Genomic DNA, 25,066 nt, shown 5'->3' with positions numbered 1-25,066 from the left:
CGCCACCCCCACCGCCGAGACCCCGCCGTCTGCCGGACCGACGCTCTGACCCGCCGCAAAGGAACCCGCCATGCAGCCACTCACCCTCGACGACATCCGCCAGCTCCCCGCCGTCGTCGACCTCATGACCGCCGCCCGCGCCTTCGGCCTCGGCCGCACCCTCGCCTACGAACTCGCCCGCCGCGGCGACTTCCCCTGCCCCGTCCACCGCATCGGCCGCCTCTACCGCGTCCACACCAGCGACCTCCTCCGCACTCTCGACACCACGCACTGAATTCGTAAAGCCTGCGGCCCGTCGCCATCCACAACCTCGCGCACCCAGCCGCGCTCTCGTCCACGCACCAGCCGAATTCCGGCCGTGTCACATGGCAGGGATACGAAGCCGAGAAACATCCGTAAAAGATTGAACGAGGGGACGCGGCCGCCCGTCACCCAAGCACACCGGTCGCCCCGTCGGTCAGCTCGCGCACGATATCGGCGTGCCCGGCGTGCCTGGCCGTCTCCTCGAGCATATGAATGTAGATCCAGCGCAGGGACACCCGGCCCAGCTCAGGATGCGGGACCACGTCGTCGAGCGTGAACCCGGCCGCGACCTCTCGGGACAGCGCGCACGCGCGGTCGTAGCCCGCCAGCACCGCGTCAAGCGCGTCGGTCGCTACGAGCACCCAGCTCACGCCCTCCTCCTCGGCTGGCGGCGCGTCAGGGCTGTCGACCAGCCGGTGAAACCAGTTCCGCTCCACCACGGTCAGGTGTTTGACCAGGCCGGTGAGCGTGGTGAGCGAGGGCAGCAGCCGGCGCCCGGCATCCTGATCGCTGACACCACGCACCTTGTGGACGAGCACGTCCCGGTAGAAGTCAAGGAACGCCTCAAGGGTTTCGCGCTCGCCGGCGGTGCTGGCCTGCATGACCCGCAGCACTGGCTGGCGTGGCGGTGGCGGCTGCATACCGGACACCGTAGCGCGCCCTGGAAACGCGACCCGGGAGTGATCAACCTTGGCGCGCGCGTCCTCGTCATCAGAACCTGGCCGCGACGAGGCCACGCCGGACGCCAACCGCAGCGATCAAATCACCGACAGCCCCGTCGACGTCTCCACCTGAGGACAGGTGCTTTGCAGCCCGCGGTGTGGCGTTCCGCTGACGCCATCCTGGCCGATACCGGCGCTTACGGAACCATCAGGACGGCTACCGCTGGCCTCACGTCCGTCCAAGTGCCGATCTCATCCGAACTGCGGACACCCGCGTAGCGTGCCCTGTGGTGAGGGTCACAACCAGCTGGTGATGAAGGATGCCGCTACCTGGCGTCCAGTCCAACGGACGAATGACGGACAAACGATCAAATGCTCTGATCAAAATATTTTGATCAGAGCCTTGACCTGCTGGTACGTGTGGAGGTGAGGGGACTCGAACCCCTGGCCTCCTCCGTGCGAGGGAGGCGCTCTACCAGGCTGAGCTACACCCCCTGGAGCTCTTGAAGCTTACAGCAGACCGGACGGGTGTGGTGGACGGCCCCTGCTGAGCAGCTTCTACTCCACCGCGGCCTGCATCGGGAGCGGCTCACCCACCCGTGCCCTGGGCACCAACAAGGCCGAGCCGAGATCGGTAGCCGGGTCCGCCTCGCGCATCAGCCGGGCGAAGAACGTTGCCGCAGCCGCGGGCCGTAGGAGTCCCGCCTCGTGGCCACGCCAGCCGCATTCCTGCCCGCCGTCGAAGACAACCTGGTGATCCGGCGCCTCCCCATGGTCGAACACCATACGGATGCTGTCGGGAATATGGCTGTTATTCATTGGATTTCCGGTGCATGTACCATCGTCCGTATTCAGGCCGGAGGGAGCCGGATGCCCGAAGGGCCGGTGTCCGAGCGAGGGGTGGTCCATCGGATAGTTCGCCCAGAGCGACAGGCCCTCCTCCGGGACCCACTGCGGATCCCAGAACGGAAGCTGCCACATCGCACGCCCGGGGCGGAACAGCGACAGCTTCACCCGCACTCCGCGACACCGCAGATGGAACCCGAACCCGTCCGGACGCAGTCCGCGCAGTTCCACCGGTACGGCGCAGCTACGAGGGCACAACTGGAATCCCGCGGCCCGCAGGCTCGCAGTCCACTCCTCGAACGTCGGCTCCCGGGGACCGGGATCGCCGGACATCCCGTACCGCTGACCGCGATGGCCATAACTCACTGTGACGCCCCTTTGCGCTCACGTTGGCGATGACAGGCGGCGGAACAAGTAACCGGGAGACGTCCGTGATGCCGGCAGGCCCGGCTCACAGCAACCGCGTCGTATGCTGGAGCACATCGGGCAAGGACGACCATAGAGATCGGATCAGGCCATTATGGCCTGAGTGAGCAGACCTTCCCGAAACCGACTGGACTTCTCCGACTAATGAGCCCTCGCGCGCATGACCGGTGACACAAACGCGGTCAGGGACGTCAGAACGAGAAAGCGGACGTCAGCGCACGCGAGGGCGCGGACAACAGCATCCCGTGTTCGTGCGCGTGACAATCCCGGCAATCAGCTCGGGAAGCCGCGGCGCGCACATGGTCACGAAGCTATTATGCACAGCACACCCCGACTCCAGTCCATATGATCTACGACGGTCCGGCACAGCTTGACAGCTGCTCCTACCGACCGTCTGACTTGCCCGGCAAGCGTCCGACTTGCCCGGCGGAGGTCCGACTTGCCCGGCGGGTATCCGGCTGCTTGGCCGCCGGACCATGCGCGCGTGAGCCTCAGCCGCGTGAGCCTCAGCCGAGGGTTGACACCTCCATGACCCGCAGGCCCGCCTGCCTGGCCTTGTCGACAAGGTCGTCGGTCACTGACGCCCGATGTGAAACGACCGGACGCAGCACCAGCGCGACGATCTCCTCGTCAGGGGTGCGCCGCAGCTGCGCCGCGCGCTCAAGCAGGCGCGTGTTCGTCCGGTGGTAGACCCCGGCGTCCTGGACCTCGTCGAGAATCTCCAGCTCGTCCGGTTTCAGCGAGCCGATCAGCTGGTCATACCGGAGGCACCACTGCGGCTCGCGGTCCTCGACCGACGTTCGCTTGAACGTACGCACATCGAAGGGCAACACCACTCGTATGGCAAACCCCTTCGACCGCGCGGCTGCCAGCACCACCAGATCGGCCCCGGACGCCGCCGCACCGACCAGTAGCCGTGGACGCAGCACGTCAAGCGCATCGGCGGCTCGACGTTCGACGTCGGGAACGTCACGCGCGCGAAACCGCGGCGGGTCGGTATCACGGCTGTCGATCTGCACCCCGCCGAAGACGGCGATCATCGACAACCTGTCATGGTCCCAATTTTTCCATGTGTCCGGCGGATGCACGGCACGAGGGCGTCCACGGATCGCGCAACCACCGATAGCAGCAACCTCACGGCCGTCACGAGGGCGCCCCGGACAAGGGCGTCCTCGTGACGGCCTGAGCGGGGCAGCACATACTGGCCCAGCGTTGGACCAGCGGCAGGCCCTCCGCAGGCCCACCGTAGGCCCTCAGCAGGCCCTCAGCAGGCCCTCAGCACCTGGTGGGAGGCCGCGAGATCGACAGTCAGCTTCCGACCGCGTGCCGGCGCAGCAACTCGTCGACCTCGTCCGGATCCTCGCTTCCCGACATGGGCTGCTGCGAGCCGGATACCGGCGCCGGACCCGCGGTGAGACCACCGTGCGTCCCCGGCGGGTTGACCTGCACCCTCCCCGGCCTGGACGTGTTCGGGCGGGTTCCCGCCCGGGCAGCCGGGCGGGAACCGCCCGCCGACCCGGGCGCCTGGCCGGGATCCCGCTCGTCGTCGGCCCCACCGGGGTCGGTAAACCCGTCGCTGTCGGTATCGGCGACAAAGTCCTCGACGATGTCTTCGGCGACGAACTCGACGTCGTCGAGACCGACATGTGCATACCCGGAGTCGCTGGTGGCGCCTACCGTAGAGGATCGCGCGGTGGCTGTCCGGCGCCGAGCGGGATCATCCGTGGCCTGATCGTCGGCCGGGCTGTCAGCAGTCACACCGTCGACGACGGTGCCCTCGGGGACGCGTCCCTGCGGGCTGCCGCCGGCTGCCGCGGCCCGGGTCGCGGCAGCGGCGGCGATCTGCGAAAGGTCCACCGTCTGCGCGTTCGCCACCGCGAGGTCGTCTGCGGCGTCGTCCCGGCCGGCGTCCGCGCCACGATGAACCGCGGCCGGGTCGGACAGCCGGAACGGTTCGCTACCGGACGCCCAGGGCCCGGCCACACCGCCGACGGCGCCAACACCGGGGCCGGATGCCCGATGGCCGTACCGAACGGCCCGCTCGGCAGCGATCCGCCGGTCCAGCGCGAAGCGGGAGGCACGCACCCGCCGATCGGCCTGAGCCACCCTGCGCAGCTGCACCGCATAGCCGACAAGGCTCGCGTCCGCCAGTCCCTGGACGAGGAGCCACACTCCTCCCAATAGCCCGGCGAGCAGCGCGGTTACCGGAACCGCGGCCAGCAGGACGAACAGTCGCCGCCGGCGTAGCCGGATCAGGGCCCGCCGGTCGGCGTTCGTGCCACTGGCGGCTGGCGGACGGGCCGTGGGAACCGGGGGACGAGCCACGGGAACACCATGCCACCCGCCGCCGGCGGTGGCGGTCTTGCCGGACCCGTGCACCGTCTCCGCCGACGTGGGGGGGCGGGTCAGCCCGGACGTCCGGAGGATCGGCTCGCCTTCACCCGGGCCAGAAGAAGCAACCGGTCGCATCGCGAACTCCCTGTCCAGCCGCGACGCCCCTCGGCGTGACAGGACTCGCATCGCCGTAGTGAAACGTTCCGCCGATCGCTGTTCCAGCGTGCTGTCATGATGCCTCACCCACATCGGGATAAGCACGAACCCCCAGACCGCGACGATCGCGAGCCAGATGAGCGCGCTCATGACCGCGTGTTTGGAAGGCGGCACCGAACCGCGAACCGCGAACCGCCCGTACGAGCCTCAGGCGGCGCAGACTGCCGCACAGGCGAGTTGACCATGGACAGTGGCCTTCCTGCCGACTCGGATATCGAAGATGACATTGGCGAGCCCGGACCTCGTATGTCGACCGCGCCGAAATACGAGGGGCTCCGGCGGCTCGATCATGGGGCGTTCGCACCGCCGAGAGGATAGGGACGTCCAGCTTGCGGCACCCCTATCCCCAGGCGCTTTGAGGAACGCTAGTGAGGGAATACCGTCCGGTCACCGACCCGAAGAGCGCGTGTCGCAGCATCACGATCCACATCACGTTCACGCTTAGTAACTGAATCGACGTAGAAAAAAACCAGCCGGACCGATCAACATCACGAAACAGCGACTCCTGCATCACAAAAGGATCTTAACGGACAGACAAACCATGACAACAGTCCCAGCATGTGGCCGGCATCACATCTAAAAGTAGATGTTTGACTACTCTCCGTTAAGACGGAGTGAGCGCAGTTGATCTCATCTATGTGGAGCACGGACGCTGTGCCAGCGGTTCAGCAACCCTTCCGGGGCGTCCTCCACGGTGAGGGCGTAGCTGATGTGGTCCCGGTAAGCCCCACCGATCGCCAGATAGCGCCGGTGGAACCCCTCCTCTCGGAACCCCAGCTTTTCCACCACCCGCCGGCTCGCGGTGTTCTCCGGACGGACGTGCGCCTCCACCCGGTGGAGCGCCACGGCGGTGAAAGAGTGATCCACCACCAGCGCCAATGCGGTGGGGGTTATCCCGCGGCCGGCATACATACGGTCAACCCAATAGCCGACATGGCCACTGTTCAGTGCGCCACGGACGATCGTGGAGACAGTGATCTGCCCTACCAGTCGCCCCTCGAACGTCACGGCGAATGGCAGAGCCTGGCCAAGACGCGCATGCCGGCGCAGCCGCCGCACCATCTGGGTGTACACCCCGATGGTCTGACGCTGCGCCCACGCATCCTCGGTGACGGGCAGCGCCTTCGGCGTCGCCTCCCACGGCGCGAGCCAGTCACCGTTACGCACCCGAAGATCGACCCAGGTGACGGCCTCGCGCAGCCGCAGAGGACGCACGCCCACCGGCCCGTCCGTAAGACTCACCGGCCACCCAGGTGCCTTCATCCCATCTTCCTCGGCCCTCGGCCGGCATCCTCCGCGCCATCAGTACCGTGCGCGCCACCAGCGCCTCCGCTGTGCGCGCCGCCACCGTGAGCGCGATCGGCGATGACCTGACCGGGAGGACCGACATGATCGTGATCGTCGTCGCGGAAGTCGGTGCGACCGTGATCCCCGCCGCCCCTTATCTGCGCGACGGCGTGCCCGACCACTCCGGCAAGCACGGTCACGCCGTCGGCGACGCCACCGGTGGAGCCCGGCAGGTTCACCACCAGCGTCCCGCCCCGCACGCCGGCGATCCCGCGGGAGAGAACCGCTGTCGGGACCTTCGCCCGGCCGGCCGCCCGCAGAGCCTCGGCAAGTCCGGGCACCTCGCGGTCGATCACCAGCCGAGTCGCCTCCGGCGTGACGTCCCTGGGCGCGAGGCCGGTACCGCCAGTGGTGACGACCAGATGGACCCCAGCGCTCACCGCCGCCTCCAGCGCGGTCACGATCGCGTCGGACTCGTCCGGGACGACGGCCACGTCGTCGACGACGAATCCGATCCGGCCGAGCGCCCCGGCGGCCAGCGGCCCGGAACTGTCGGTGTACCCGCCGGCGTACACACGGTCCGAAACAGTGATCACCCGGGCGCGGGCTCCAACCGGCACGCCCGGCGATCCGTCCGGCATGCCTGGTGATCCACCGGATACTCCTGGCGACCCGGTGGGTACTCCCGGCGACCCGACTGGTGTCGTCGGTACATGGCTCACCGTGACGCTCCCGTGTCCGTCGAGGCGGGAGCCGCGTGGCGCTGCCAGTCACCCGAACGTCCACCGGTCTTCGCGAGCAGCCGGACGTCGGTGAGCATCGCGGTCGGATCGACCGCCTTGACCATGTCGTGCAATGCGAGCCCCGCCACCGCGACCGCGGTCAACGCCTCCATCTCCACGCCGGTGCGGTCCGTCGTCCGGGTGGTCGCGGTGATCTCAATTCCATGATCGTGAACGTCGACGTCGACCCGGACCCCCGACAGCGCGATCGGATGGCACAGCGGGATGAGCTCGGACGTGCGCTTGGCGCCCATGATGCCCGCCACCCTGGCCACCCCGAGAGCATCCCCCTTGGGCATGCCGGCGCCGCGGAGCAGATCGATGACGGCAGGGGTCACCCGCAGGCAGCCGCGGGCCGTCGCCGTCCGCGTGGTCACGTCCTTGGCGGAGACGTCGACCATCCGCGCGGCGCCGGTGGCGTCCACGTGGGTCAGCTTCGGCTCGGTCACGCACCCGCCTCCGTCCGGGCCCGGTCAGCCGGCGGCACATCGCCGATCTGGTCCGCCGGCACCGCGCCGCCGGCCTGGCTCGCCACCGTCTCGTCGCCGAGCAGCAGCGCGGTCAGCTCCCGACCGGCCGGCACGTCGGCACCGCCCTCCGGGACGATCACCAGCGCGTCCGCGACCGCCAGGGCCGACATCTGGTGGGCACCCTGACCGCCGGCGAGATGTGCCACGGGCGGCCGTCCGTCGCCGGCGCCGGTAAGCCGGACCCGCAAGTACGAACGCCGGCCCGGGGACGCCCGCAGCTCCTGGGCCGTCGTGACGACCAGCGTCGGACGGTGCACGGACGCAAGCCCCCGCATCCACCGCAACGCCGGCCGGACGAACAGCTCGAACGACACCAGGGCGCTGACCGGGTTACCGGGCAGCGTGAACACCGGCACACCGCCGAGCACCCCGAACCCCTGCGGCATCCCGGGCCGCATGGCGAGGCGCTCGAAGCGGACCTCCCCCGTGGCGGCGAGGACCTGCTTCACCACGTCGAAGGCGCCCACGCTCACCCCACCGGTGGTGATCACCGCGTCGGCGTCGGCGAGGACATCAGTCAGCAACGCGGCGAACGCATCCGGGGAGTCGGGAACGCCGGCAAACCGCCGGACCTCCGCGCCCGCCTCCCGCGCCGCCGCCGCCACCGCATGGCTGTTGGAGTCGACGATCTGCCCGGGGCCGAGCGTCCCACCGACCTCGATCAGCTCGCTGCCGGTCGAGAGGACCGCCACCCGGGGACGTGGATGGACGGTCGGTGCTGCCACGTTCAGCGCCGCGAGCAGGCCGATCTGGGCCGCGCCGAGCAACCGTCCGGCGGGCAGGACCAGATCGCCGGCGGCCACGTCCTCGCCGGCCCGCCGGATGTTCTGACCGGGCGCGGGTGCGCGCACCACCGTGACCTGGTCCATCCGGCCGTCGGTCCATTCGACCTGGACGACGGTGTCGGCGCCGGGCGGGAACGGCGCCCCCGTCATGATCCGGGCGGCGGTACCGCGCTCCACCGGCGCCGGTGTACCCGGCGCGGCCGGGATGTCCCCGGTGACCGGCAGGGTCACCGGGTGGTCGGGGCTGGCGCCGGCGACGTCCGCGGCGTGCAGGGCATAGCCGTCCATGGCCGAGTTGTCGAACCCGGGAAGGGCGACACCCGCGTGCAGGTCCGCGGCGAGTACGCAGCCGTGAGCGGACCCGAGTGGCAGCAGCCGTGGGGATAACGGGCTGACAGCGGCGAGGATGTCGGCGATGTGCGCGTCCACCGACTTCACGTCGATCGCCTCACACCGATCGCCTCCACGCCGCCGGGCTCGCCACCCACCATGACTGTCACAGGCCGGGCTCGGCCTTGGGGCCTCCGGAGGAGACGTACTCCTCCAACCACGGGTACAGCTCCGCGCCGATGTCCGGCCGCTCGCACGCGAGCCGGATCACGGCCTTGAGGTAGTCCACCCGGTCACCGGTGTCGTACCGGCGCCCGGTGAAGACCACCCCGTGGACGGGCTCGCCGGCGTCGTCGCCGAGGTGAGCCAGCGTCCGCAAGGCATCGGTGAGCTGGATCTCGTTACCACGGCCGGGCGGCGTCCGCCTCAGTACGTCGAAAATCGACGGCGACAGGACGTACCGGCCGATGATCGCAAGATTGCTGGGCGCCTCGTCGACCGGGGGCTTCTCCACAAGATCCCGTATGCGGACGGTCTGGTAACGCTCCCCCGCCGACCCCGCGGCCGCCGACCCGACAGCCGCCGAGTCGACCGTCGCCGAGTCGACCGTCGCCACCCCGTACAGCGAGACAAGATCTTCGGGTACCTCCATGAGGCCGACGACGCTACCGCCGAAGCGCTCCTGTACGGCGAGCATCTCCACCAGCAGCGGATCGCGTTCGTCGATCAGGTCGTCGCCGAGCAGAACCGCGAAGGGCTCGTCGCCCACGTGCCCGGCCGCGCACAACACGGCATGGCCGAGCCCCCGCGGCGCCTGCTGCCGGACCGAATGCACCTCGGCAAGCGCGGCCGACGCGCGGATTCGTTCCAGCCGGGTCGTGTCACCCTTGCGTTCCAGGGCAGCCTCGAGTTCGACCTCCCGGTCGAAATGGTCCTCTATCGCCTTCTTGGTACGACTCGTAACAAGAAGGACGTCTCGCAGACCGGCGCGAGAAGCCTCCTCCACCACATACTCGATGGCCGGTCGGTCGACGACCGGCAGCATCTCCTTGGGCAGGGACTTGGTCGCCGGCAGGAACCGGGTGCCAAGGCCCGCAGCCGGAATCACCGCCTTCTTTACTGACATGGGCGAAACCATAGCCGTAACCGGCGCCGGGCTCAGCGCGGCGTGGCACAGGCCCCAGCCCACGACAGGCAAGATCGGCACGTCGGACGGCCGATAGGACCGAACCGGCAGGCCCGGTCCGCCCCCTTCGACCGTCCGAGATGCTCCCCCTGTCGAGATGCAGTGGAGTCCACGGACGTGGCGTACAGGGTGTGATCGTCTAGCGACTCGCCGGAGTGGCGGTCCGTGACGTGAAGCGACCACCGCGTGATTCTTTTCGAGAACAGGCAAGAACTCGAGGAGGAGGAGGAAACGCGATGGTCGTGCGTCCGACTGTGACCGACGCTGAGGGGTTCGGCAAGGAGCTGGTGGCGGCGAGTCCGGATCTGTTGGGTTCGATGGTGAAGGCGGTCGCGGAGGCGTTGATGAACGCCGAGGTCGACGGTGTCTGTGGCGCCGGGTACGGTCCAGTGCGTAGATGTCGGTGGTGGACAGGTCGACGTGCCCGAGAATGTCGCGAATGTAGGGCAGCGGGACGCCTGCCGACCTGGTCGCGAGCGTGTGTCGCAGCGAGTGCATGCCGTGGCGGCGTTGCTCGCTCACCGCCACATGCGCCACCCGGGCGTGCTTGACCAGGATCTGATGCAGATGGTCCCCTTCGGAGAACGGGCCGATCGGGGCGAGGTGCCGCACGAACACCTGCGGGGCATCGCAGACCGGCCGACCGTGGCGGAGGTAGTCGATCACCGCCCAGCCGACCTCCTCGAGCAGCGGTAACTGCACCCTTTGGCCGGTCTTGGCCTGCACCACACTGAGCCGGTTGCCCGGCCAGTCGACGTCGGCGAACCGCAGGAACGACCGCACCGCGCACATCTTCTGCTCGACGGTCTTGACCTGGTATCCCGCCAGCGTGGCGACGAACACGTCGAGGACCCCGGCGTCGAGACGGGACAGCCCACCGCGGGCAGCCACGAAGCCGACGAACTCCCCGGCCAACGTCACGTACGCCCGCACCGTCGAGGCGGAGCGCCCGGCGGCCCGCAGCGACGCCTGGAACCGGGCTATGGCCACGGCGCCGTCCCCGGTCAGCTTGTCGATGGACCGGGAGTAGCGGCGCAGCACCGCCCCGTGCAGCGCGTACTCGCCCAGCATCTGCGCGACCCTGAACAGATAGACATCCGTCTGCTTGAGCGTGCCCGCGCGCTCCTTGGCGAAGAAGCCGCACGCCTCGTCGACCCACGCCATCGCCACGTCCAGGGAGAACTCCCCGATGCCACGGGCCGAGAAATACCTCTCCAGGCGGCGCCAGCAGCCCCGGTACCAGACCATCGTCGAGTCCTTGTAGCCCAGACGCTGCAACTCCGCGTCCAGACTCGACACCAAAGCGGATAAAGCGACCATTACAGCCGACCTCCGATCATGCAGGCCCGGCACCATGCCGAACCGCTGATCAGAATCGTCCGCGCGTTATGCGCAGCGCTCCACCCCCGACCAAGCCCCCACCAGGCCCGACAGGTGAACGCTGCGCATAACCCAGCGCTGCGCATTAGGGGGAGCGATCTCCCCGCTGCTCCTGAACATAGCGCTACTTACCGTTACGTTTTTCGGTGGTCATCGACGTCTCCGGTGCCGCCATGGTGCTGCCGAACAGATCGGATCGAGCCAACCCGTGACGGGACAGAGAAAGACTGATCAAGGTTGCGGATCGCTTTGGCCAGCTGAGATAACACGACGGGACGGTAAATGGCATGTCGCAACATCACGGGGCTGCTCTCAGGATGTCGTCACCGCAGGGTGACCGGCGTGGTTTCGTTCCGCCGGTGCAGGTGCTCCGATAATTCTTCCGCCACCTGCTCCGGTTCGGTCAGGCAGCGCCACGCCGGCACCCGATGCACCGACGCACGGTCGCCGAGGATGTCAAGGCGCGCGAGCACCTTGCGCAGTGCGCGGCCGTCGGGGTCGCCGGCCGGGTCGTCCACGACGACGGCCGCCTCCCCGCTGGCCCCGTGCATGACCAAGTCGACAGTGTGCCCTGACAGGGGAACGTCCCGCTGCACCGTGAAGCCGGTCGCCCGAAGCGCGAGGTGCAGCCGGTCAGCGGGTCCTGGCGTGGCGTCCGGCGCCGTGGCGGCCGGATCCCGGCCGACGGCCAGGGTTCGGAGCAGGCCGCCCTGACCCGACCACCAGGACCGGTCGCCGACCACGACGAGATGTGACCGGGCGCGGGTGATGGCGACGTTCCACAGGTTCGTCTGGTGGACCAGCCAGTCCCGGGTACGGTCGCGGATGCCGTGCGCCCCGACCGGCGAAATGATCATGATGTCCCGTTCGCTGCCCTGGAACTTGTGGATGGTCGCGCACAGCAGATTGTCAGCGAGGCCGGCGCGGCGCAGGGCCGCGTCCAAACCGCGCTGATGCGCGGCGAGCGGTGTGACCACCCCGATCGAGGCGTGGGGGTATGTTTCCCGCAGGTGTGTCACCTCGGCCACGACCTGGGCGATCTCGACGTCGTTCCGGCCGGATCCGGTGGGGCCGTAGCTGAACGTTCCCGCTACGTCCCGCCACCGCACCGCCGGATCGGCCGGGGCAGCCAGCCGCGCCGGATCGGTCAGTACGGTGAGCCGGCCCTGATACACCTCGCGGTTCGGGACATCAACGATGTCCGGGTGGCACCGGTAGTGCTCGTCGAGCAGATGGATCGCCCCGGCCGTTGCGGCGAACGCGTCATAGGCCGAGTGGCGTGAGTACACCAGCCGGTGGCTGGTGAGCCAGGCGCGACCCAGGCCGGCTTTCGCCTGTTCGACGATGTCGTCGGTCTCGGGCAGGTCGACGACCGGCGGGAGCTGGCGCGGGTCGCCGATGATCAGTGCGCGCTTGGCGCGGTAGAGCATGGGCAGGATCGCCGGCACGGTGCACTGCGCGGCCTCGTCGATCACCACCAGGTCGTACATCGCGGGGTTTCTGCGCAACCGCCGCGCGGACAGTGCGGTGACCCCCCAGCCGGGCAGCACTCGCAGCAACTCGGGGAAGTATGCCCAGCTGTCCGACTGCGGCTTGGCCATCTCGTCGGCCCGTTCCTGGAGGAGCCGCGCGCCCGTAGCCACGCGGCGGGCGATCTGCGCGCGCAGCAGCTCGCTGCTGCGCGCGGGCCGCTCGCTGCCGACCAGCTGGACCAGCCGCCGCCAGGTTGTCTCGGTGTCGGGCAGTTCGGCGAGGCGCTGCCGGCGTTCCCGCCAGCGCAGCTCGACGACGGCCTGCTCAGCGAGCGACTCGATGGCGTCACGGTCAGCGACGCCACAGGGCCGCAGCTGCCGCCGGTACCACCAGCCGAACCACCGGCTGGCCAGCGCCCGATCGGTCAGGTGGACGAGCCGCATCAGGGCCGCGTCGTCGTCCGGTAGAGCGACCGCGCCGGCCGGGTCGGAGCGGCGCTCGGCTGCCAGGTCGGCCAGGTCTCGTTCGAGCAGGCGCCGCTCGTCCAGAGCTCGTCGCAAGTCGCCTGCCTCGTCGGCCAGCAGCCGCAGATCATGCAGTGGCGTACGGTCGTCCGGTGCCGCACGGTGCTCGACCGGTGGATAAGCCGTGAGTACGTCGGAGAGGTGTTTCGGTTCCTGTGACCGGTGTTCCTTGTTGCCGGTGCGCACCAGCAGGCCGGGGCCGATCAGCTCGCTGACCCGGTCAACCACCGAGTCGACAGCCTGGTTGCTGGTGGAGCCGATCAGCACGCTCTGCCCTGTGGCCGTGGCGGTGGCCAGCAGCGCGGTGACCAGCTGGCTCTTACCGGTGCCCGGTGGTCCCTGCGCGACCGTCAGCGTCTGCGACATGGCCGCCTGGATGATCTCTTCCTGCGCCTCGTTGACCGGGCTCAACGCCACTGGAACAACCGACGTTGGCGTTGATTCCGGCGGGCGCACCGCCAACGCTCCCAACGCGGTCCGCTCTATGAGCTTCGGATTTTTGGTCATACCCTGTAGATCGTCGACGAGCTGCCGCTGCGGGGAATCGGCCGCGTCAACGGTGTAGAGCAGGGCGGCGTTCTGCACTCCGTCGAGCGGCGCGGACCGAACCGTGTCGGACAGCGCTGCCGGGTCGAGATCGACCACCGGGGTTAGGTCGAAGGTTTTCATCAGCAGGTCGACGGTAGCGGCAAGGGCGGCACGATCGCCGGGTACGAAGACCTGCTCGACACGTTGCAGCAGTTCGTCAGCCTCCACCTCGGAGAGTTGCCGCAGGTCGATCAGTGCTGGGCTGGGCCGGGGCGGGAAGGAGGCGTGGAGGACGTCGTCCGTGCCAACGGTCACGTCGCAGACCAGCAGTGGGGCCAGCCGCACCGGCTTCCGCCTACCGGGCCGGACGGCGACGATCGGATAGCCGTACTGCAGCTCCTTCCCTTCGCTGCGGGCCCGCGCGGTCAGCACGGACGCCCGGCCCCGTAGCTGGACCGGTGCGGTGGCCGTAAAGATAGCCTCGGAGCCGCGCGGGGCCGTGATGTACGTACTGGCCTGCTGGGGGTCGATGAAGGACTGCAGGACGGTCGACCGCCGCATGCAGTTGATGTAGTACGTGAACAGGCGACGCCACTGGTCGGCGTCGAACGGCGCGTCGTCGGCAGGGGACGCCATGGTGGTCGCGGCCTGCCGGGCGGCGGCCTCGGAGCCCGACACCGCGACCAGTCGGATCGGCTCGGTGACACCCTCGCTCGACTCGACCGGGGTGTGCTGCCGACGCCGGGCCATCTCGGTCAGGGCGTACCGGGAAAGATCGTTCGTGGTGATCCAGCCGTCGTCCGCCGTCCCCTCGGCCGCGCCGCGCAGACCGTCGAGGAGTACCTCGGTGAAGACCGACGGCCGGTCCGAGCCCTGCGCCTTCGACGCCTTCATGTGTGTGCTGGAACTCAGAATGAAGGTGCCGCGCTCGCGCTTGCCGCGGCGCGGTTCTTCGCGTAACCCACCGCGGAAGCGGTGCCGCGCCGTGAACGCGCCAGAAAAACAGCAATCGAGCAGGACCACCTTCTGGCTGGCCTTGGTGCTATTGAGCAGATGCCGCAGGGTGCCGTCAGTGTCGAAGGCGGTCGTGTGCAGCTGACCGGCGATGGTGTCCGCCGCGGCCAGAAACAACGATTGCTGGTCGTCGTGCAGCACGCCGTGGCCGGAGTAATAGAGCAACGCCAGGTCACCGTTACGGCGTGCCCCGTAGAAATCCTCGACAATCTGGCGCAGGTGCATGGCCGGGAGGTCCAGTTCATCACGTACGGTGTCGAACTCGCCGCTGCCATCCAGCAACGCTTTGAACTGCGCCACGTCCGAGCGTACCGATGGAAGCGGCTGGAGCTGGCGGTCGGCATGGCAGGTGACCGTGCCCAGCAACAGCGCGTGCCGGCCCATCAGCGGCGAGCCCCTTCGATTGCGGTCTGCACCGTCCTGATCAGTTCGGCGGTCTCGCCGGGATTGGCCCGGTCGATGGTCAGCTCGATGTCACCGACCCGCAGGTGGACGCGGCGGCCGGTGTTGCGCTGCAGGAACGCCACGACCACGTCGACCAGAGCCTGCACGTAGCCGGGGTCGACGCCTGCCAGCACGATCACCGCACCCAGCACCAACTCGGCGACGCCCTTGCTGTCCGGGCCGGAGGCCGGCCGCGGAATGCGCTCCACCTCGCCGACCTCGCGGAAGTCGTCCGCCAGCTCCTCTGTCAGCTGGTCGAGGACGAACTCGTCGTCATCGGCCAGCAGCGTGAAATCGATCTGGACGCGGACGTACGACACTCAGCCTCCCCTGTCATCGGTGGTGAATAGGATACGGAACGTGCAATGTGTGGAGGTGTGTCTGTCGGCTATCGGATGACGGCCTGGCCAAGGCCATCGGCGATAGCTGAGAGATATCTGCTCTACAGCCGACCGATGGCGGACCGGGCCTCGCACGTCGGCCCCGGTGACGGCTGCTTGATGCGGCTGGCCTCTTCGCCGTTCCCGCCGGTGTACGACACCTCAGCTGTTGACCTACGTGTGGCTGCTCACCGGTGCCAGCCACCTGCCGAGCCGGCCCGCTGTGGACGCGGTTCCGCTGGGGATGTCTGAAAGGGTCGCCTGGCAAACGTCTGCCAGCATCATCAGCCGCCCAACCCGGATGCGGAAGCATGCTGCCCCCGACGACCCGGACCCCACCTGCTAGAGCAGCGTCGCCCAGAACACGTCCAGTGGGCCGAGATATCGGATATGTACGATATTCTTGATCAGTTACGGAGTTGTCGATTGCCGTCCGGCGGGGGTAGCGAATGGACTGCGACGACAGTTGATCGGGACGGGAGAAGCGGGTGATGCGGGATCTATCGATGGCGATTGCCGGTTGTTTCTACCGCATGCACCGCAGGCCGGCTAACTCCCGGCGCAGGTTGGCACGAGCCATCGGCTCCCAGTGACGGGATGCCCACGGCGTGGCATAGACGCGGTGTTCGAGCAACGCACATAGCACGGCCGCCCGGCCGGAGACCCAGCGCTCGTGGGAGACCCAGGCATATTCCCGCCGCACCCTGCGGGCGTAGACGTCGTACGCGGGCGCCGGACGGGCCAGTACCCGCAGGTCCGCGTCGTTGACCACGGCTTCGTCCGGTCCGGCGGACAGGTGTGTCGCGGTCGCCCGCACCAGCCGGTCAACGTCGGCGGCCACCGACCGTGAGCAACCCAGGGCGGTCAGCGTGGCAATCGCCAGTTCTCCGGATCGGGCCTCGTTGTCGTTCGTCTGCGTGTCGTAGACCGCGTCGTGGAAGAAGACCGCGAGTTTGCAGGCCGAAACCGCTGACATCGGGTCGGTCTGCTCGCCCGGCCGGTCCCGACCGCCTTCCCGATCACAATCATGATCCCGGTGCCGGTCCCAGTCGGCTGTGACGAGCAGCCGCACCGCGGCCAACGTCTCGCTCACATGACGGAACGTGTGGTAGAAGCGGCCGGGTTCGCAGTAGCGGGAGGCAAGGTCTTCAAATACGGACGCCCGCTGGGCGGCATCCGCCCGTGCGCCCGCCGACAGCAGGGCGGCGTCGAACGACCGCGCCAGCGACGACAGCACCACCGTGTCCACACGCCCTCCCCGAGGATCACGAGCGCAACCCGCGATGCTTCAGCGACCGTGACTCACCGTGCCCGTGGACGGGCCTCGGCTTGACCATCGGCACGTTCCCGCCTCTACGCCCCGGAAATAATCAAGTCAACCAACAAAAGATTGCAAAAATAACATTAGTACAACATCGACACAGCATCGAAACCAAAACGGATCATACTGGCATCGCGGCCACAGTGTCACCCTGATCGAACATACGTGCGTCCGATACACGTCCGATAACCGCAAGGGCGTCGGCGACCACGACCGTCGACGGCACGGGTCATCCCCGATCCGATGACACCGGCGCCGAAGAACGCCGTAGCAGCCACAACAGCCGCCGCGTCCGGCGGGGGTCCTCAGGCGCCGGGCCGGCCCCAGCCACCACCACCGGGGGTGCGGATCGTGACGACCGCGCCGACCGCCAGATCCAGACTCGCCTTGGGCGCCAGTCGTACGCCGTCCACCTCGTTGCGGCCCACAGCACCCGGCCCACCACCGGCAGCGCCCTGCGGAGCGTGCCGACGGCGATCGGTGAGTACCGACAGGGTCGCGGCCTCCAAGACCCGGATCGACCGCACCACCCCCGCGCCGCCAGAATGCCGACCGGCCCCGGACGTGGTCGCGTCGAGTTCGTAGCGTTCGACCCGCATCGGGTACTCCAGTTCCAGCGCCTCGATCGGGGTGTTCAGGGTGTTGGTCATACCTACGTGCACGCCGGACGGCCCCGGCCCACGCGAGGACGCGCCCTGGCCGCCGGCGAGCGTTTCGTAGTATGTCCACCCACGGCCGCCAATGATCAGATTGTTCATCGTGCCCTGTCCCTGGGCTGGCAGGACCGGGTCGGCGCCAGCCGCGACGGCTTGGGACAACGCGGCCAGCACCGTGTCGGCGATCCGCTGGGACGTCTCGACGTTCCCGGCGACCACGGCTGACGGCCGGCGTGCGTCCACCAGCGACCCCGGCTGCGTCACCACCTCCAACGGGGCGTAGGTACCGTCGTTCGCCGGGACGTCGTCGGGCAGCAGCACCCGCAACGCGAAGCAGCAGGCCGACCGGGTGACGGCCCGCGGGCAGTTCACGTTGCCGGGCACCGCCGGCGACGTGCCCGCGAAGTCGACTGTCAGCGCGTCGCCGTCGATCGTCACCGTCACCCGGATCGGGACGTCGTCGTCGCTCACGCCGTCGCCCTCGACCTCGCCGGCGGCGGTGTAACGGCCGTCCGGCAGCCCCGCGATCATCGCCCGGGACCGCCGCTCGCCATAGGCCAGCACCTCGGTGAACGCCTCCAGCACGATGGCCAGACCCCGGCGCTCGATCAGTTCGGCCAGCCGGGTGCCGGCCAGCCGGTTCGCCGCGACCTGGGCACGCAGGTCGCCGCGGCGTAGCTCCGGGGTCCGGGAGTTCGCGCAGATCAGTTCGAGGATGTCGTCGCGCCATTCACCGCCGGTGACCAGCCGCACCGGCGGGATGATGAGCCCTTCGGCGTAGATCTCCCGTGAGTCGGCCGGCATCGACCCGGGGCGCATGCCACCCATGTCCGAGTGGTGTGCTCGGGTCGCGGCAAAGGCGATGATCTCACCGTCCGCTGCCAGCGGTGACACGAGTGTGACGTCGGGCAGGTGGTTCCCGCCGGCGAACGGATCGTTTAGCACCCACACCTCCCCGGGCAGGGCACCGCGTGCGGTCACCGCCCGCACCGACTCGTACATGGCGCCGAGGTGCACGGGGACGTGTGCGGCCTGAGCGACCATCCGGCCGGCCCGGTCGAAAAGGGCGGCCGAGCAGTCGCGGCGTTCCTTGATGTTGGACGAGTAGGCACTGCGGACCAGCAGCGTCCCCATCTCCTCGGCGATCCCGGCGAGTCCGCTCGCCAGCACCGACAGCGTCACCGGGTCCATCCGGTCATCCTCTCCCGTTCTCTCACCAGCTGTCACGAATCGGCTGGTCGTACCGACGGTCCACCCGGCACCGACCCACGTGACCACGACCCGCCGACCGGTATGCATGATATTCGCCAGTAGTCGGTAAAATAGCCGACAAAATATTGTTCTTCGCCCGAATCCGTGCAACCGACGGGCACCAAAAAGTCATGGTTTTCTGTTCCGATGACGAGTACAAGGATTTCCCGTGGACGTGTCCCCCGACTGGAACAGGCGCTGGTACGGTCGGGCATCATCCCGGTCAGTGCTCGGCCGTCACCGAGCGGCAAGGAACAGGAACAGCGTTTCGTTGACCGCATCAGGAACCCGGACGATACGACTTTCGGCGCAGGGGGAACACGCCTGCATGCGTCCGCCCGTGGACACCCGGACCCGGCTACCCGGTCACCGCGCTGTCAACTGAGGCGGGGCGGGTCGACCGATACCAGGATGGGGCCCGATACCTGGATGGGGGATGACCGGTACAGCGCCGGCCCGGAGGCCGACGGACGGCACGGCATGCGGTGGGGAATTCTCGGTAGCCGGAGGTGAGTATGCGCAAGTTCGTCATCATGGGCGTGCAGGGCAGCGGGAAGGGCACGCAGGCGAAAATGCTCGCCGACGACCTCGATCTCGTCCATATCAGCGTGGGTGACATCTTCCGCTGGAACGTGCAGAGTCATACCAAACTGGGCGCCCAGGTCAAACGCATCGTTGCCAGCGGTCACCTGGTCGGCGACGACCTGGTCGAGTCGGTGGTCCGTGATCGGCTTGCCAGCCACGACTGGAACTACGGCTTCATCATCGACGGTTTCCCCCGTAACGCCAGGCAGGCCGAGTTCTTCCTGGAGAGCTACGACATCGACGGAGTGATATATCTGGATCTGCCGGACGAGGAGGTCTACCGGAGGGTGCTGGCAAGACGCCTGTGCTCACGATGCGGGCTGGACTACAACCTCATCGCCAGTCGCCCCCGGGTGGAGGACACCTGCGATGTCTGCGGCGGTCAGCTGCTGACCCGTTCGGACGACAATCCCGAAGCGCTCGAAGTCCGCCTCCGCGAATATCATGACAAGACCAGGCCGGTGATGGAAATCTTCCAACGCAAGGAGTACGTGGCGGTCATCGACGCCCGGCATCCGGCCGCCGACGTCCAGGCCGAGATCCGCGAGCACTTCGACCTGCCCAAGCTGTCCTAGATCGGAGGCCCCGGGGACGCTCACCGGCCAGCAGAAATTCGATCATGTTTTTCCTTGCACGGCCATGAGGTCCCGGAGATGTCGGCAAGACCGAGGGCCCAGGGCCGAGAGGGTCAAGGGGGTCAAGGGCCGCGAAGCTGTGCCGGCGCGGAGGGTGTGTGGCGGATCCCGCTGTCGCGGTGCGCCACGACGTCCGTCCCGACATCGTGGCGCACGGGATACGGTACGGCCGGTGGGTCATGTCGGATTCAGGCGCCTCCCGACCTACCCGACCGAGAGGCACGCATGGCATCTCGGCGTATTTGTTATATGACGTTATGTAGTCCCTCGAGAGGAGAAAAATCCGCGATGAGCAACGAGCAGCTCGTCCGGCCCGCACCGGTCAGCGGATTCCCCGAGTGGCTGCCCGAGATCCGGCTGGTCGAGCTGCACTGGCTCGACGAGATCCGCCGGGCGTTCGAACGCTACGGCTTCTGCTCGATCGAGACCCCGTCCGTCGAGGCTCTCGACGTGCTGCTCGCGAAGGGAGAGACCTCGCAGGAGGTCTATACCCTGCGCCGGCTGCAGGCCGAGGCGTCCGACGACGGCGACGCCCGGCTCGGCCTGCACTTCGACCTCACCGTGCCGTTCGCCCGGTACGTCGCACAGCACTTCAACGACCTGGCCTTCCCGTTCAAGCGCTATCAGGTGCAGCGGGTCTGGCGCGGTGAACGCCCCCAGGAAGGTCGCTACCGCGAGTTCACCCAGTGCGACATCGATGTCATCAACATCGACCGCGTCCCCCTGTACTTCGACGCCGAACTCCCCCGGGTCATTCACGAAATCCTCACCGGCCTTGGCATCCCCGCATGGTCGATCAATATCAACAACCGGAAGGTGCTGCAGGGCTTCTACACCGGGCTCGGCATCGACGACCCGCTCGGCGTCATCCGGATCGTGGACAAAATAGACAAGGTGGGCACGGCCGGTGTCGAGAAACTGCTCGCCACCACGCTCAGGCTCACACCCGAACAGATCAGAGCCTGCCTGGACCTCGCCCACATCCGTGGAAGCGACGCCGGTGTCGCCGATGACACCCGCCGTCTCGGCGTCACCTCCGACCTGCTGAACGAGGGTCTGGACGAACTGTCGTTCGTTCTGGACGAACTCTCCGACCTACCCGCCGGCAGCGTCGTGGCGGATCTGTCCATCGCCCGCGGCCTGGACTACTACACCGGCACCGTCTACGAGGGAAAGTTCGTCGACTGGCCGGACTACGGCAGCATCTGCTCGGGCGGCCGTTACGCCGACCTCGCCGGGTCGTTCATCCGCCGCCATCTCCCCGGCGTCGGAATATCCATCGGGCTCACCCGGATCTTCGCCAAGCTCGTGGCGGAAGGACGCCTGGAAACCGCCGCCAGCTGCCCCAGTGACGTCCTGGTGGTGCTCCCCAGCGACGTCCGGCGGGCCGAGGCGAGGGCCACGGCCGCACACCTGCGTAGCCGTGGCTACAACGTCGAGGTCTACCACGAGGCCGACAAGCTGGGAAAACAGATCCGTTACGCTTCGCGCAAGGGAATTCCGTTCGTCTGGTTCCCGCCGTTCGAGGACGGCAAGCCGCACGAGGTCAAGAACATGGCCAGCGGCGAGCAGGTCACCGCCGACCCGCAAACCTGGCACCGCCCCTGACAAAGGCACCGCCCCTGACAAAGGTCCGGGCAGACAGCGTCAGGAAGAAACGATGAATGCCCGGATCTCCTTCTTGAGCTGTTCGAGTTCGTCGACGAGCACGGTGTCCCAGGTGTCAGGCAGTCCCGTGCCGTCGACTGTCACGTGACGGCTGAGGCCGGCGCGCAGACCCCGCAGGCAGTCACGTAGATCCTTCGCGGACGGGAGAACGGGAGTCACCCTCACCCGTACGGCCTTTTCCTTACCGTGCGCAGCCGGGCTGGCGTTGCGGTAACCCGCGAGCCTGGTGGCCGCGGGGACGTGCTGCGACTTTTTCGGATCACACAAGGTGTACCACCCGTGATCACCGCGCTTGCCCAGCGTCCCTTCGCAGAGGACCGCGGCGCGCACCGCGCAACCCCACGGATCGTTGGCGGCGAGCGTCTCCACCAGCCGTAGCCGGGCCCGCAGCAGGAGCAGCGGCGCGTGCTCGTGGTCGAAAAGCCCGATGGATTCCAGCCAGTCCCGGTCGGTTCCGCTTCCCGCACCGGCACGAGCCGGTTGCGCCCCGCGCGCCGGAACGAGCGAAAGCCTTCTCGCCCGGTCCGCGAGCGGACACAGCCGGGGCGACCCCCGGTCGAGCAGTGCCGCCGCGGTACTGACGTCCAGGTACTCAAGCGCGGAAACCGCGACCTCGGCGAGCTCGGCGTCACCGGCGACATGATTGAGAACCGCGTCCCGGTCGACGTCCACAATCGTGTCGTCCAGGGCCGCCACGGAGTTCCGCATCGCCTGCCGCAGCTCCACCAGGCGGACCGGACAGGCAGCCCATAGCGCCCATTTCATGCCGGCCAGCAGAAGCGCAAGACCCTGCGGCTTCGGCCCCGGGCCCACGGCGATGCGGACCTCACCGACCGTGTCGAGATCGCCTTCGGTATCGAGTTCGCCCCAGACGTCCGATCGGATGCCGCCGAGATCGTCGAAATCGGTGCCGCATTCCAGCAAAACCCGGCAGTCGACGTCCTGAGCCCGGGCCTTGGCCTCCCACAGCCGGCCAACAGGTTCGGTCCTGTCGGAGACGACGATCCGGATCACCGGTTCGACGTCGTCCCGCCGCGCCTGGTCGATGAGCGCGTCCAGGCGCGGCGCCGGTGGATCGTCACCCTCGACCGGGTCCGTACCCATCGCGACGAGGATCAGCGCCCGCCGGTCACCGAGATAGGGCCACCGCGCATAGCCGAGCTCCTCGACCTCCTCATCGACGAGGGGCAGATCACGCCGACGCTTCAGGAACCGGCGAATGGCCCGGGTGCCCGCGCCATCGGGCGCCTTGCCGTGCGCAAGGTCGTTGGCCGCGTGCTCAGCCTTCGCGATCTGTGGATCGACCAGCACGGTGAGCGCGGCGGCGGGGAACCCTCCCCTGCGCCGCTCCTTCAGCAGCCTGTCGACCTCCGCGGGCGTCCATCGCCTGGGCTGCACGAAACGTCTGTTGACCAGATCGTCCAGGCTTGCGCGCAGTCCGGCGTCCGTGGTCCTGGCATTGTCCCGAGCTGCGAGATCTCGCACGTGGGCTTCCAGCCACGAGCGGAACAGAAAACCATCGACCGCCTCGCACCGCTCGATCCGTTCGAGGAGCACCCGGGCCAGGTCCGACGCTGCGCCGCCTACGGTCTCGGTCGCGAGTACCTGCCGGTCCAGGCGGCTCTGCCAGAACTTCTCGTTGTCGGAATCACGCCTGACCATCGGTGAATAGAACCGGTGCCGCACGAGCCACCGGTCGGCGTTCTCGGTGGGTAGCTGTTGGCTGAGCCGGATCCGTTCCGCGCCACCGCCGGTAAGAGGAACGATAAGCTGCGGTTTCGTACCGGCTTCGAGCGCGCCGACCACAAGCCCGATCAGGCCGTTGGTCGCACCTCCCCCGAAGGGGATGTCGACCGCGGGTGCCGTGTCACCCGGGTACATCGCCATCAACCGGTCGCGAACTGCCGCGCGGACCCCGCGGATGTGGGGGGCGCCCACCTCCAGCAGCTCGACGGCACCCGGTTCGAAGCTGACGCCGTACAGGCCGTCGCCTTCCAGCCGCTGTTTGAGCACCGCACCGAGGGGATGGGTGAAATCCCCGTCCGAAACCGGACCGGCCTGTGCTCTGGTGACAACGAGAACGACCCGGTCGTACCGCGGCGCGCCCGGGCCGAACGCCACCGCAAGGGGCACCTCCCATCGCGGATCCGCACTGGTCGTGAGCAGACGGGCGGCCTGTGCCGGATCGGCGCTCTCCAGCTCGGCACATTTCTCGGTAAACGCCCGACCGGAGCGTGTGCCGAGATCCGCGGCTCCGAGCATGCGGACAAGAACGTGACCGGTATCCGTGCACGGCTGGTCGCTGGTGGCCATCGCGTATCACCCTCCGCGGTTGTTGGTCGGTGCCCATGCGCTTCTGACGGACGACCCGACCGGCCGTGGATGTCGTTCCCCGGCAAGGATGACGTCAGAGCGGCTCGTGGCCGCCGGTCGGGTGGCGCTCACGATGTTGCCGGCATCCGTCAGGGGTGGTGTCGGCGGCCGCCACCGGGGCGGCGCCTGATCGGAGGGCAGCAGACCGATGAACAGCGGCACGACCAGCGGCACGCACCATCAGTTCGGCGAGTCGGTCGCCACGATCGGTGCGCTGCGGGTGGTCGTCACGCCAGGCCGCGTCGTGGACCTGGACGAGCTGCCGACATACAGCATCGCGCTGGACGGAATGGTGCAGGGGCCGCGGCTCGATCTCGAGGGCCGGCGCCTCAGCTTCGACCATCACGGCGACTGCGTACGGCTGGTCACGTCGGCGACGTGCCGGCAGGTACTCGACGCGCTGCTGCTCGGCCTCGACCCGGTGCCCTACACCGTCTACGTCAACGACATAGACGGTGACACCGCGCTGGCGGTCGCGTTGTTGGCGCATCCCGAATGGGTGGCGCCCGGATCCGCGCACGCGCCCCGCACCCGGGCGCTGGTGGAGACGGTCGGCGCACGGGACGCGCACGGGCCCGCCTACCCGGTCGCGGACCCGGCGCTGCTCGCCGAGTTCGCCGCGAGCGTCCCGCTGCCGCGTCGACTCCTCTCGACACACGATCCGGCACGGATACTCGCCTGCTGTGTGTCGGCAATCGCCGAAATGATCATTCGAATACCCGAGGCGAGCCAGGAGCAGGCCGTACCAGCCCGTAGGAGGGCAACCTTCACCATCACGCACACAGGCACGGGCTGGGTGATGGCCACGAACGACGGCGACGGATTCGAGCCGATCTACGCGGCCGGGCATACCCGCGCGGTGCTCTGGCGGCGGCTTCCCGACGCCTCCATCGCCTATACGGTCGGGCGGCGCAGCGACCTCGTCGACCGCTTCCCGGTCGGCCCGCCGAGCGAGCCCCGGACGATCCTCGCCGCGCTCGGGGCCCGTGAACCCGGCTGGGGTGGTAGCACGTCCGTCGGTGGCGCGCCCCGGCATCCGGATGGTTCCCGCAGCGCCCTGACTCCCGACGAGGTCTTCGCGGTCGTCGAGGCGGTCGTCGAGGCGGCTGGCGGGGCGCGCCACCGACGGACGTGCTACCACCCCAGC

18 protein-coding genes, 1 tRNA gene and 2 pseudogenes are annotated in these 25,066 nt (G+C 68.3%); 5 read left to right on the top strand and 16 right to left on the bottom strand.

Going from position 1 to position 25,066, the window contains the following annotated elements; all coding sequences use genetic code 11:
- Positions 1 to 70 precede the first annotated feature (70 nt).
- Positions 71 to 274 (top strand): helix-turn-helix domain-containing protein, encoded by a 204-nt coding sequence (locus CV1CTNOD_RS21840; RefSeq protein WP_131787837.1) that lies wholly within the window; start codon positions 71 to 73, stop codon positions 272 to 274.
- Positions 275 to 428: 154 nt separating this feature from the next.
- Here the strand turns inward: CV1CTNOD_RS21840 and CV1CTNOD_RS21835 are convergent, their stop codons facing one another.
- From CV1CTNOD_RS21835 to CV1CTNOD_RS27065, 10 genes are all read right to left on the bottom strand, one after another.
- Positions 429 to 944, bottom strand: coding sequence for a DinB family protein (locus tag CV1CTNOD_RS21835; protein ID WP_131787836.1), 516 nt, complete (start codon positions 942 to 944; stop codon positions 429 to 431).
- A 442-nt stretch (positions 945 to 1,386) separates the two neighbouring features.
- A tRNA-Ala gene (locus tag CV1CTNOD_RS21830) sits at positions 1,387 to 1,460 on the bottom strand.
- Positions 1,461 to 1,523: 63 nt separating this feature from the next.
- Complete coding sequence (locus CV1CTNOD_RS21825) at positions 1,524 to 2,177, bottom strand: hypothetical protein (RefSeq protein WP_131787835.1); 654 nt, start codon at positions 2,175 to 2,177, stop codon at positions 1,524 to 1,526.
- A 566-nt stretch (positions 2,178 to 2,743) separates the two neighbouring features.
- Entirely contained in the window at positions 2,744 to 3,277 is a 534-nt protein-coding gene (locus tag CV1CTNOD_RS21820) for a hypothetical protein (protein ID WP_131787834.1), read from the bottom strand.
- 268 nt (positions 3,278 to 3,545) lie between these two features.
- A complete protein-coding gene (locus CV1CTNOD_RS21815; protein WP_131787833.1) occupies positions 3,546 to 4,877 on the bottom strand; it encodes a hypothetical protein in 1,332 nt (443 codons plus the stop codon).
- Between the two features lie 540 nt (positions 4,878 to 5,417).
- Positions 5,418 to 6,050, bottom strand: a complete 633-nt coding sequence (locus tag CV1CTNOD_RS21810; protein ID WP_131764651.1) for a GNAT family N-acetyltransferase — start codon at positions 6,048 to 6,050, stop codon at positions 5,418 to 5,420.
- Complete coding sequence (locus CV1CTNOD_RS21805; protein WP_131787832.1) at positions 6,047 to 6,715, bottom strand: MogA/MoaB family molybdenum cofactor biosynthesis protein; 669 nt, start codon at positions 6,713 to 6,715, stop codon at positions 6,047 to 6,049. The genes CV1CTNOD_RS21810 and CV1CTNOD_RS21805 overlap by 4 nt, the downstream gene beginning before the upstream one ends.
- 77 nt (positions 6,716 to 6,792) lie before the next feature.
- Entirely contained in the window at positions 6,793 to 7,305 is a 513-nt protein-coding gene (gene moaC, locus CV1CTNOD_RS21800; RefSeq protein ID WP_131787831.1) for a cyclic pyranopterin monophosphate synthase MoaC, read from the bottom strand.
- On the bottom strand, positions 7,302 to 8,609 hold the full coding sequence (gene glp, locus CV1CTNOD_RS21795) for a molybdotransferase-like divisome protein Glp (protein WP_131787830.1): 1,308 nt from the start codon (positions 8,607 to 8,609) through the stop codon (positions 7,302 to 7,304). The genes moaC and glp overlap by 4 nt, the downstream gene beginning before the upstream one ends.
- Positions 8,610 to 8,667: 58 nt before the next feature.
- Complete coding sequence (locus tag CV1CTNOD_RS27065; protein WP_131787838.1) at positions 8,668 to 9,627, bottom strand: UTP--glucose-1-phosphate uridylyltransferase; 960 nt, start codon at positions 9,625 to 9,627, stop codon at positions 8,668 to 8,670.
- A 296-nt stretch (positions 9,628 to 9,923) separates the two neighbouring features.
- On the opposite strand from CV1CTNOD_RS27065, the pseudogene CV1CTNOD_RS28455 reads away from it, so the two are divergent.
- Positions 9,924 to 10,118: pseudogene (locus CV1CTNOD_RS28455) on the top strand (IS256 family transposase); the annotation flags it as partial.
- A gap of 19 nt (positions 10,119 to 10,137) precedes the next feature.
- On the opposite strand, the pseudogene CV1CTNOD_RS28000 reads toward CV1CTNOD_RS28455, so the two are convergent.
- The 5 genes and pseudogenes from CV1CTNOD_RS28000 to CV1CTNOD_RS21760 all read right to left on the bottom strand — a co-directional run.
- A pseudogene (locus CV1CTNOD_RS28000) lies at positions 10,138 to 10,758 on the bottom strand (site-specific integrase); the annotation flags it as partial.
- Between the two features lie 632 nt (positions 10,759 to 11,390).
- On the bottom strand, positions 11,391 to 14,990 hold the full coding sequence (locus CV1CTNOD_RS21775) for an AAA domain-containing protein (RefSeq protein WP_131787829.1): 3,600 nt from the start codon (positions 14,988 to 14,990) through the stop codon (positions 11,391 to 11,393).
- Positions 14,990 to 15,370: a hypothetical protein gene (locus CV1CTNOD_RS21770; protein ID WP_131787828.1), complete on the bottom strand. Its 381-nt coding sequence runs from the start codon at positions 15,368 to 15,370 to the stop codon at positions 14,990 to 14,992. Before CV1CTNOD_RS21770 ends, CV1CTNOD_RS21775 begins: the two co-directional genes overlap by 1 nt.
- A 586-nt stretch (positions 15,371 to 15,956) precedes the next feature.
- Positions 15,957 to 16,679 (bottom strand): HD domain-containing protein, encoded by a 723-nt coding sequence (locus CV1CTNOD_RS21765; protein WP_242606914.1) that lies wholly within the window; start codon positions 16,677 to 16,679, stop codon positions 15,957 to 15,959.
- A gap of 377 nt (positions 16,680 to 17,056) precedes the next feature.
- Positions 17,057 to 18,598: a hydantoinase B/oxoprolinase family protein gene (locus tag CV1CTNOD_RS21760; RefSeq protein WP_131787826.1), complete on the bottom strand. Its 1,542-nt coding sequence runs from the start codon at positions 18,596 to 18,598 to the stop codon at positions 17,057 to 17,059.
- A gap of 575 nt (positions 18,599 to 19,173) precedes the next feature.
- Between CV1CTNOD_RS21760 and CV1CTNOD_RS21755 the strand changes: the two genes are divergently transcribed.
- Together CV1CTNOD_RS21755 and hisS are read left to right on the top strand one after the other, a co-directional pair.
- The gene (locus CV1CTNOD_RS21755; protein WP_131768718.1) at positions 19,174 to 19,818 is read left to right on the top strand and encodes an adenylate kinase family protein; all 645 of its coding nucleotides are present in this window, start codon (positions 19,174 to 19,176) and stop codon (positions 19,816 to 19,818) included.
- Positions 19,819 to 20,166: 348 nt separating this feature from the next.
- Positions 20,167 to 21,486, top strand: a complete 1,320-nt coding sequence (hisS, locus tag CV1CTNOD_RS21750) for a histidine--tRNA ligase (RefSeq protein WP_131787825.1) — start codon at positions 20,167 to 20,169, stop codon at positions 21,484 to 21,486.
- Positions 21,487 to 21,525: 39 nt separating this feature from the next.
- On the opposite strand, the gene CV1CTNOD_RS21745 is transcribed toward hisS, so the two are convergent.
- Entirely contained in the window at positions 21,526 to 23,859 is a 2,334-nt protein-coding gene (locus CV1CTNOD_RS21745; protein WP_131787824.1) for a hypothetical protein, read from the bottom strand.
- A 208-nt stretch (positions 23,860 to 24,067) separates the two neighbouring features.
- Here CV1CTNOD_RS21745 and CV1CTNOD_RS21740 point away from each other — a divergent pair.
- Positions 24,068 to 25,066, top strand: a 999-nt coding sequence (locus tag CV1CTNOD_RS21740; RefSeq protein WP_131787823.1) for a hypothetical protein, incomplete at its 3' end; no start/stop codon positions are given.

This window comes from Protofrankia symbiont of Coriaria ruscifolia (assembly GCF_900634745.1).
Classification (GTDB): Bacteria; Actinomycetota; Actinomycetes; order Frankiales; family Frankiaceae; genus Protofrankia; species Protofrankia californiensis.
Note: the sequence above shows the minus strand (reverse complement) of the source record. Positions and strands in the feature narration are given on the sequence as shown.

Coding starts and splice junctions, on each gene's coding strand:
- CV1CTNOD_RS21805 (WP_131787832.1), bottom strand. CDS start 6,715: ATGCCGGACGGATCGCCGGGCGTGCCGGTTGGAGCCCGCGCCCGGGTG.
- CV1CTNOD_RS21755 (WP_131768718.1), top strand. CDS start 19,174: ATGCGCAAGTTCGTCATCATGGGCGTGCAGGGCAGCGGGAAGGGCACG.
- CV1CTNOD_RS21775 (WP_131787829.1), bottom strand. CDS start 14,990: ATGGGCCGGCACGCGCTGTTGCTGGGCACGGTCACCTGCCATGCCGAC.
- hisS (WP_131787825.1), top strand. CDS start 20,167: ATGAGCAACGAGCAGCTCGTCCGGCCCGCACCGGTCAGCGGATTCCCC.
- CV1CTNOD_RS21835 (WP_131787836.1), bottom strand. CDS start 944: ATGCAGCCGCCACCGCCACGCCAGCCAGTGCTGCGGGTCATGCAGGCC.
- CV1CTNOD_RS21840 (WP_131787837.1), top strand. CDS start 71: ATGCAGCCACTCACCCTCGACGACATCCGCCAGCTCCCCGCCGTCGTC.
- CV1CTNOD_RS21815 (WP_131787833.1), bottom strand. CDS start 4,877: ATGAGCGCGCTCATCTGGCTCGCGATCGTCGCGGTCTGGGGGTTCGTG.
- CV1CTNOD_RS21760 (WP_131787826.1), bottom strand. CDS start 18,598: ATGGACCCGGTGACGCTGTCGGTGCTGGCGAGCGGACTCGCCGGGATC.
- CV1CTNOD_RS27065 (WP_131787838.1), bottom strand. CDS start 9,627: ATGTCAGTAAAGAAGGCGGTGATTCCGGCTGCGGGCCTTGGCACCCGG.
- CV1CTNOD_RS21745 (WP_131787824.1), bottom strand. CDS start 23,859: ATGGCCACCAGCGACCAGCCGTGCACGGATACCGGTCACGTTCTTGTC.
- CV1CTNOD_RS21820 (WP_131787834.1), bottom strand. CDS start 3,277: ATGATCGCCGTCTTCGGCGGGGTGCAGATCGACAGCCGTGATACCGAC.
- CV1CTNOD_RS21810 (WP_131764651.1), bottom strand. CDS start 6,050: ATGAAGGCACCTGGGTGGCCGGTGAGTCTTACGGACGGGCCGGTGGGC.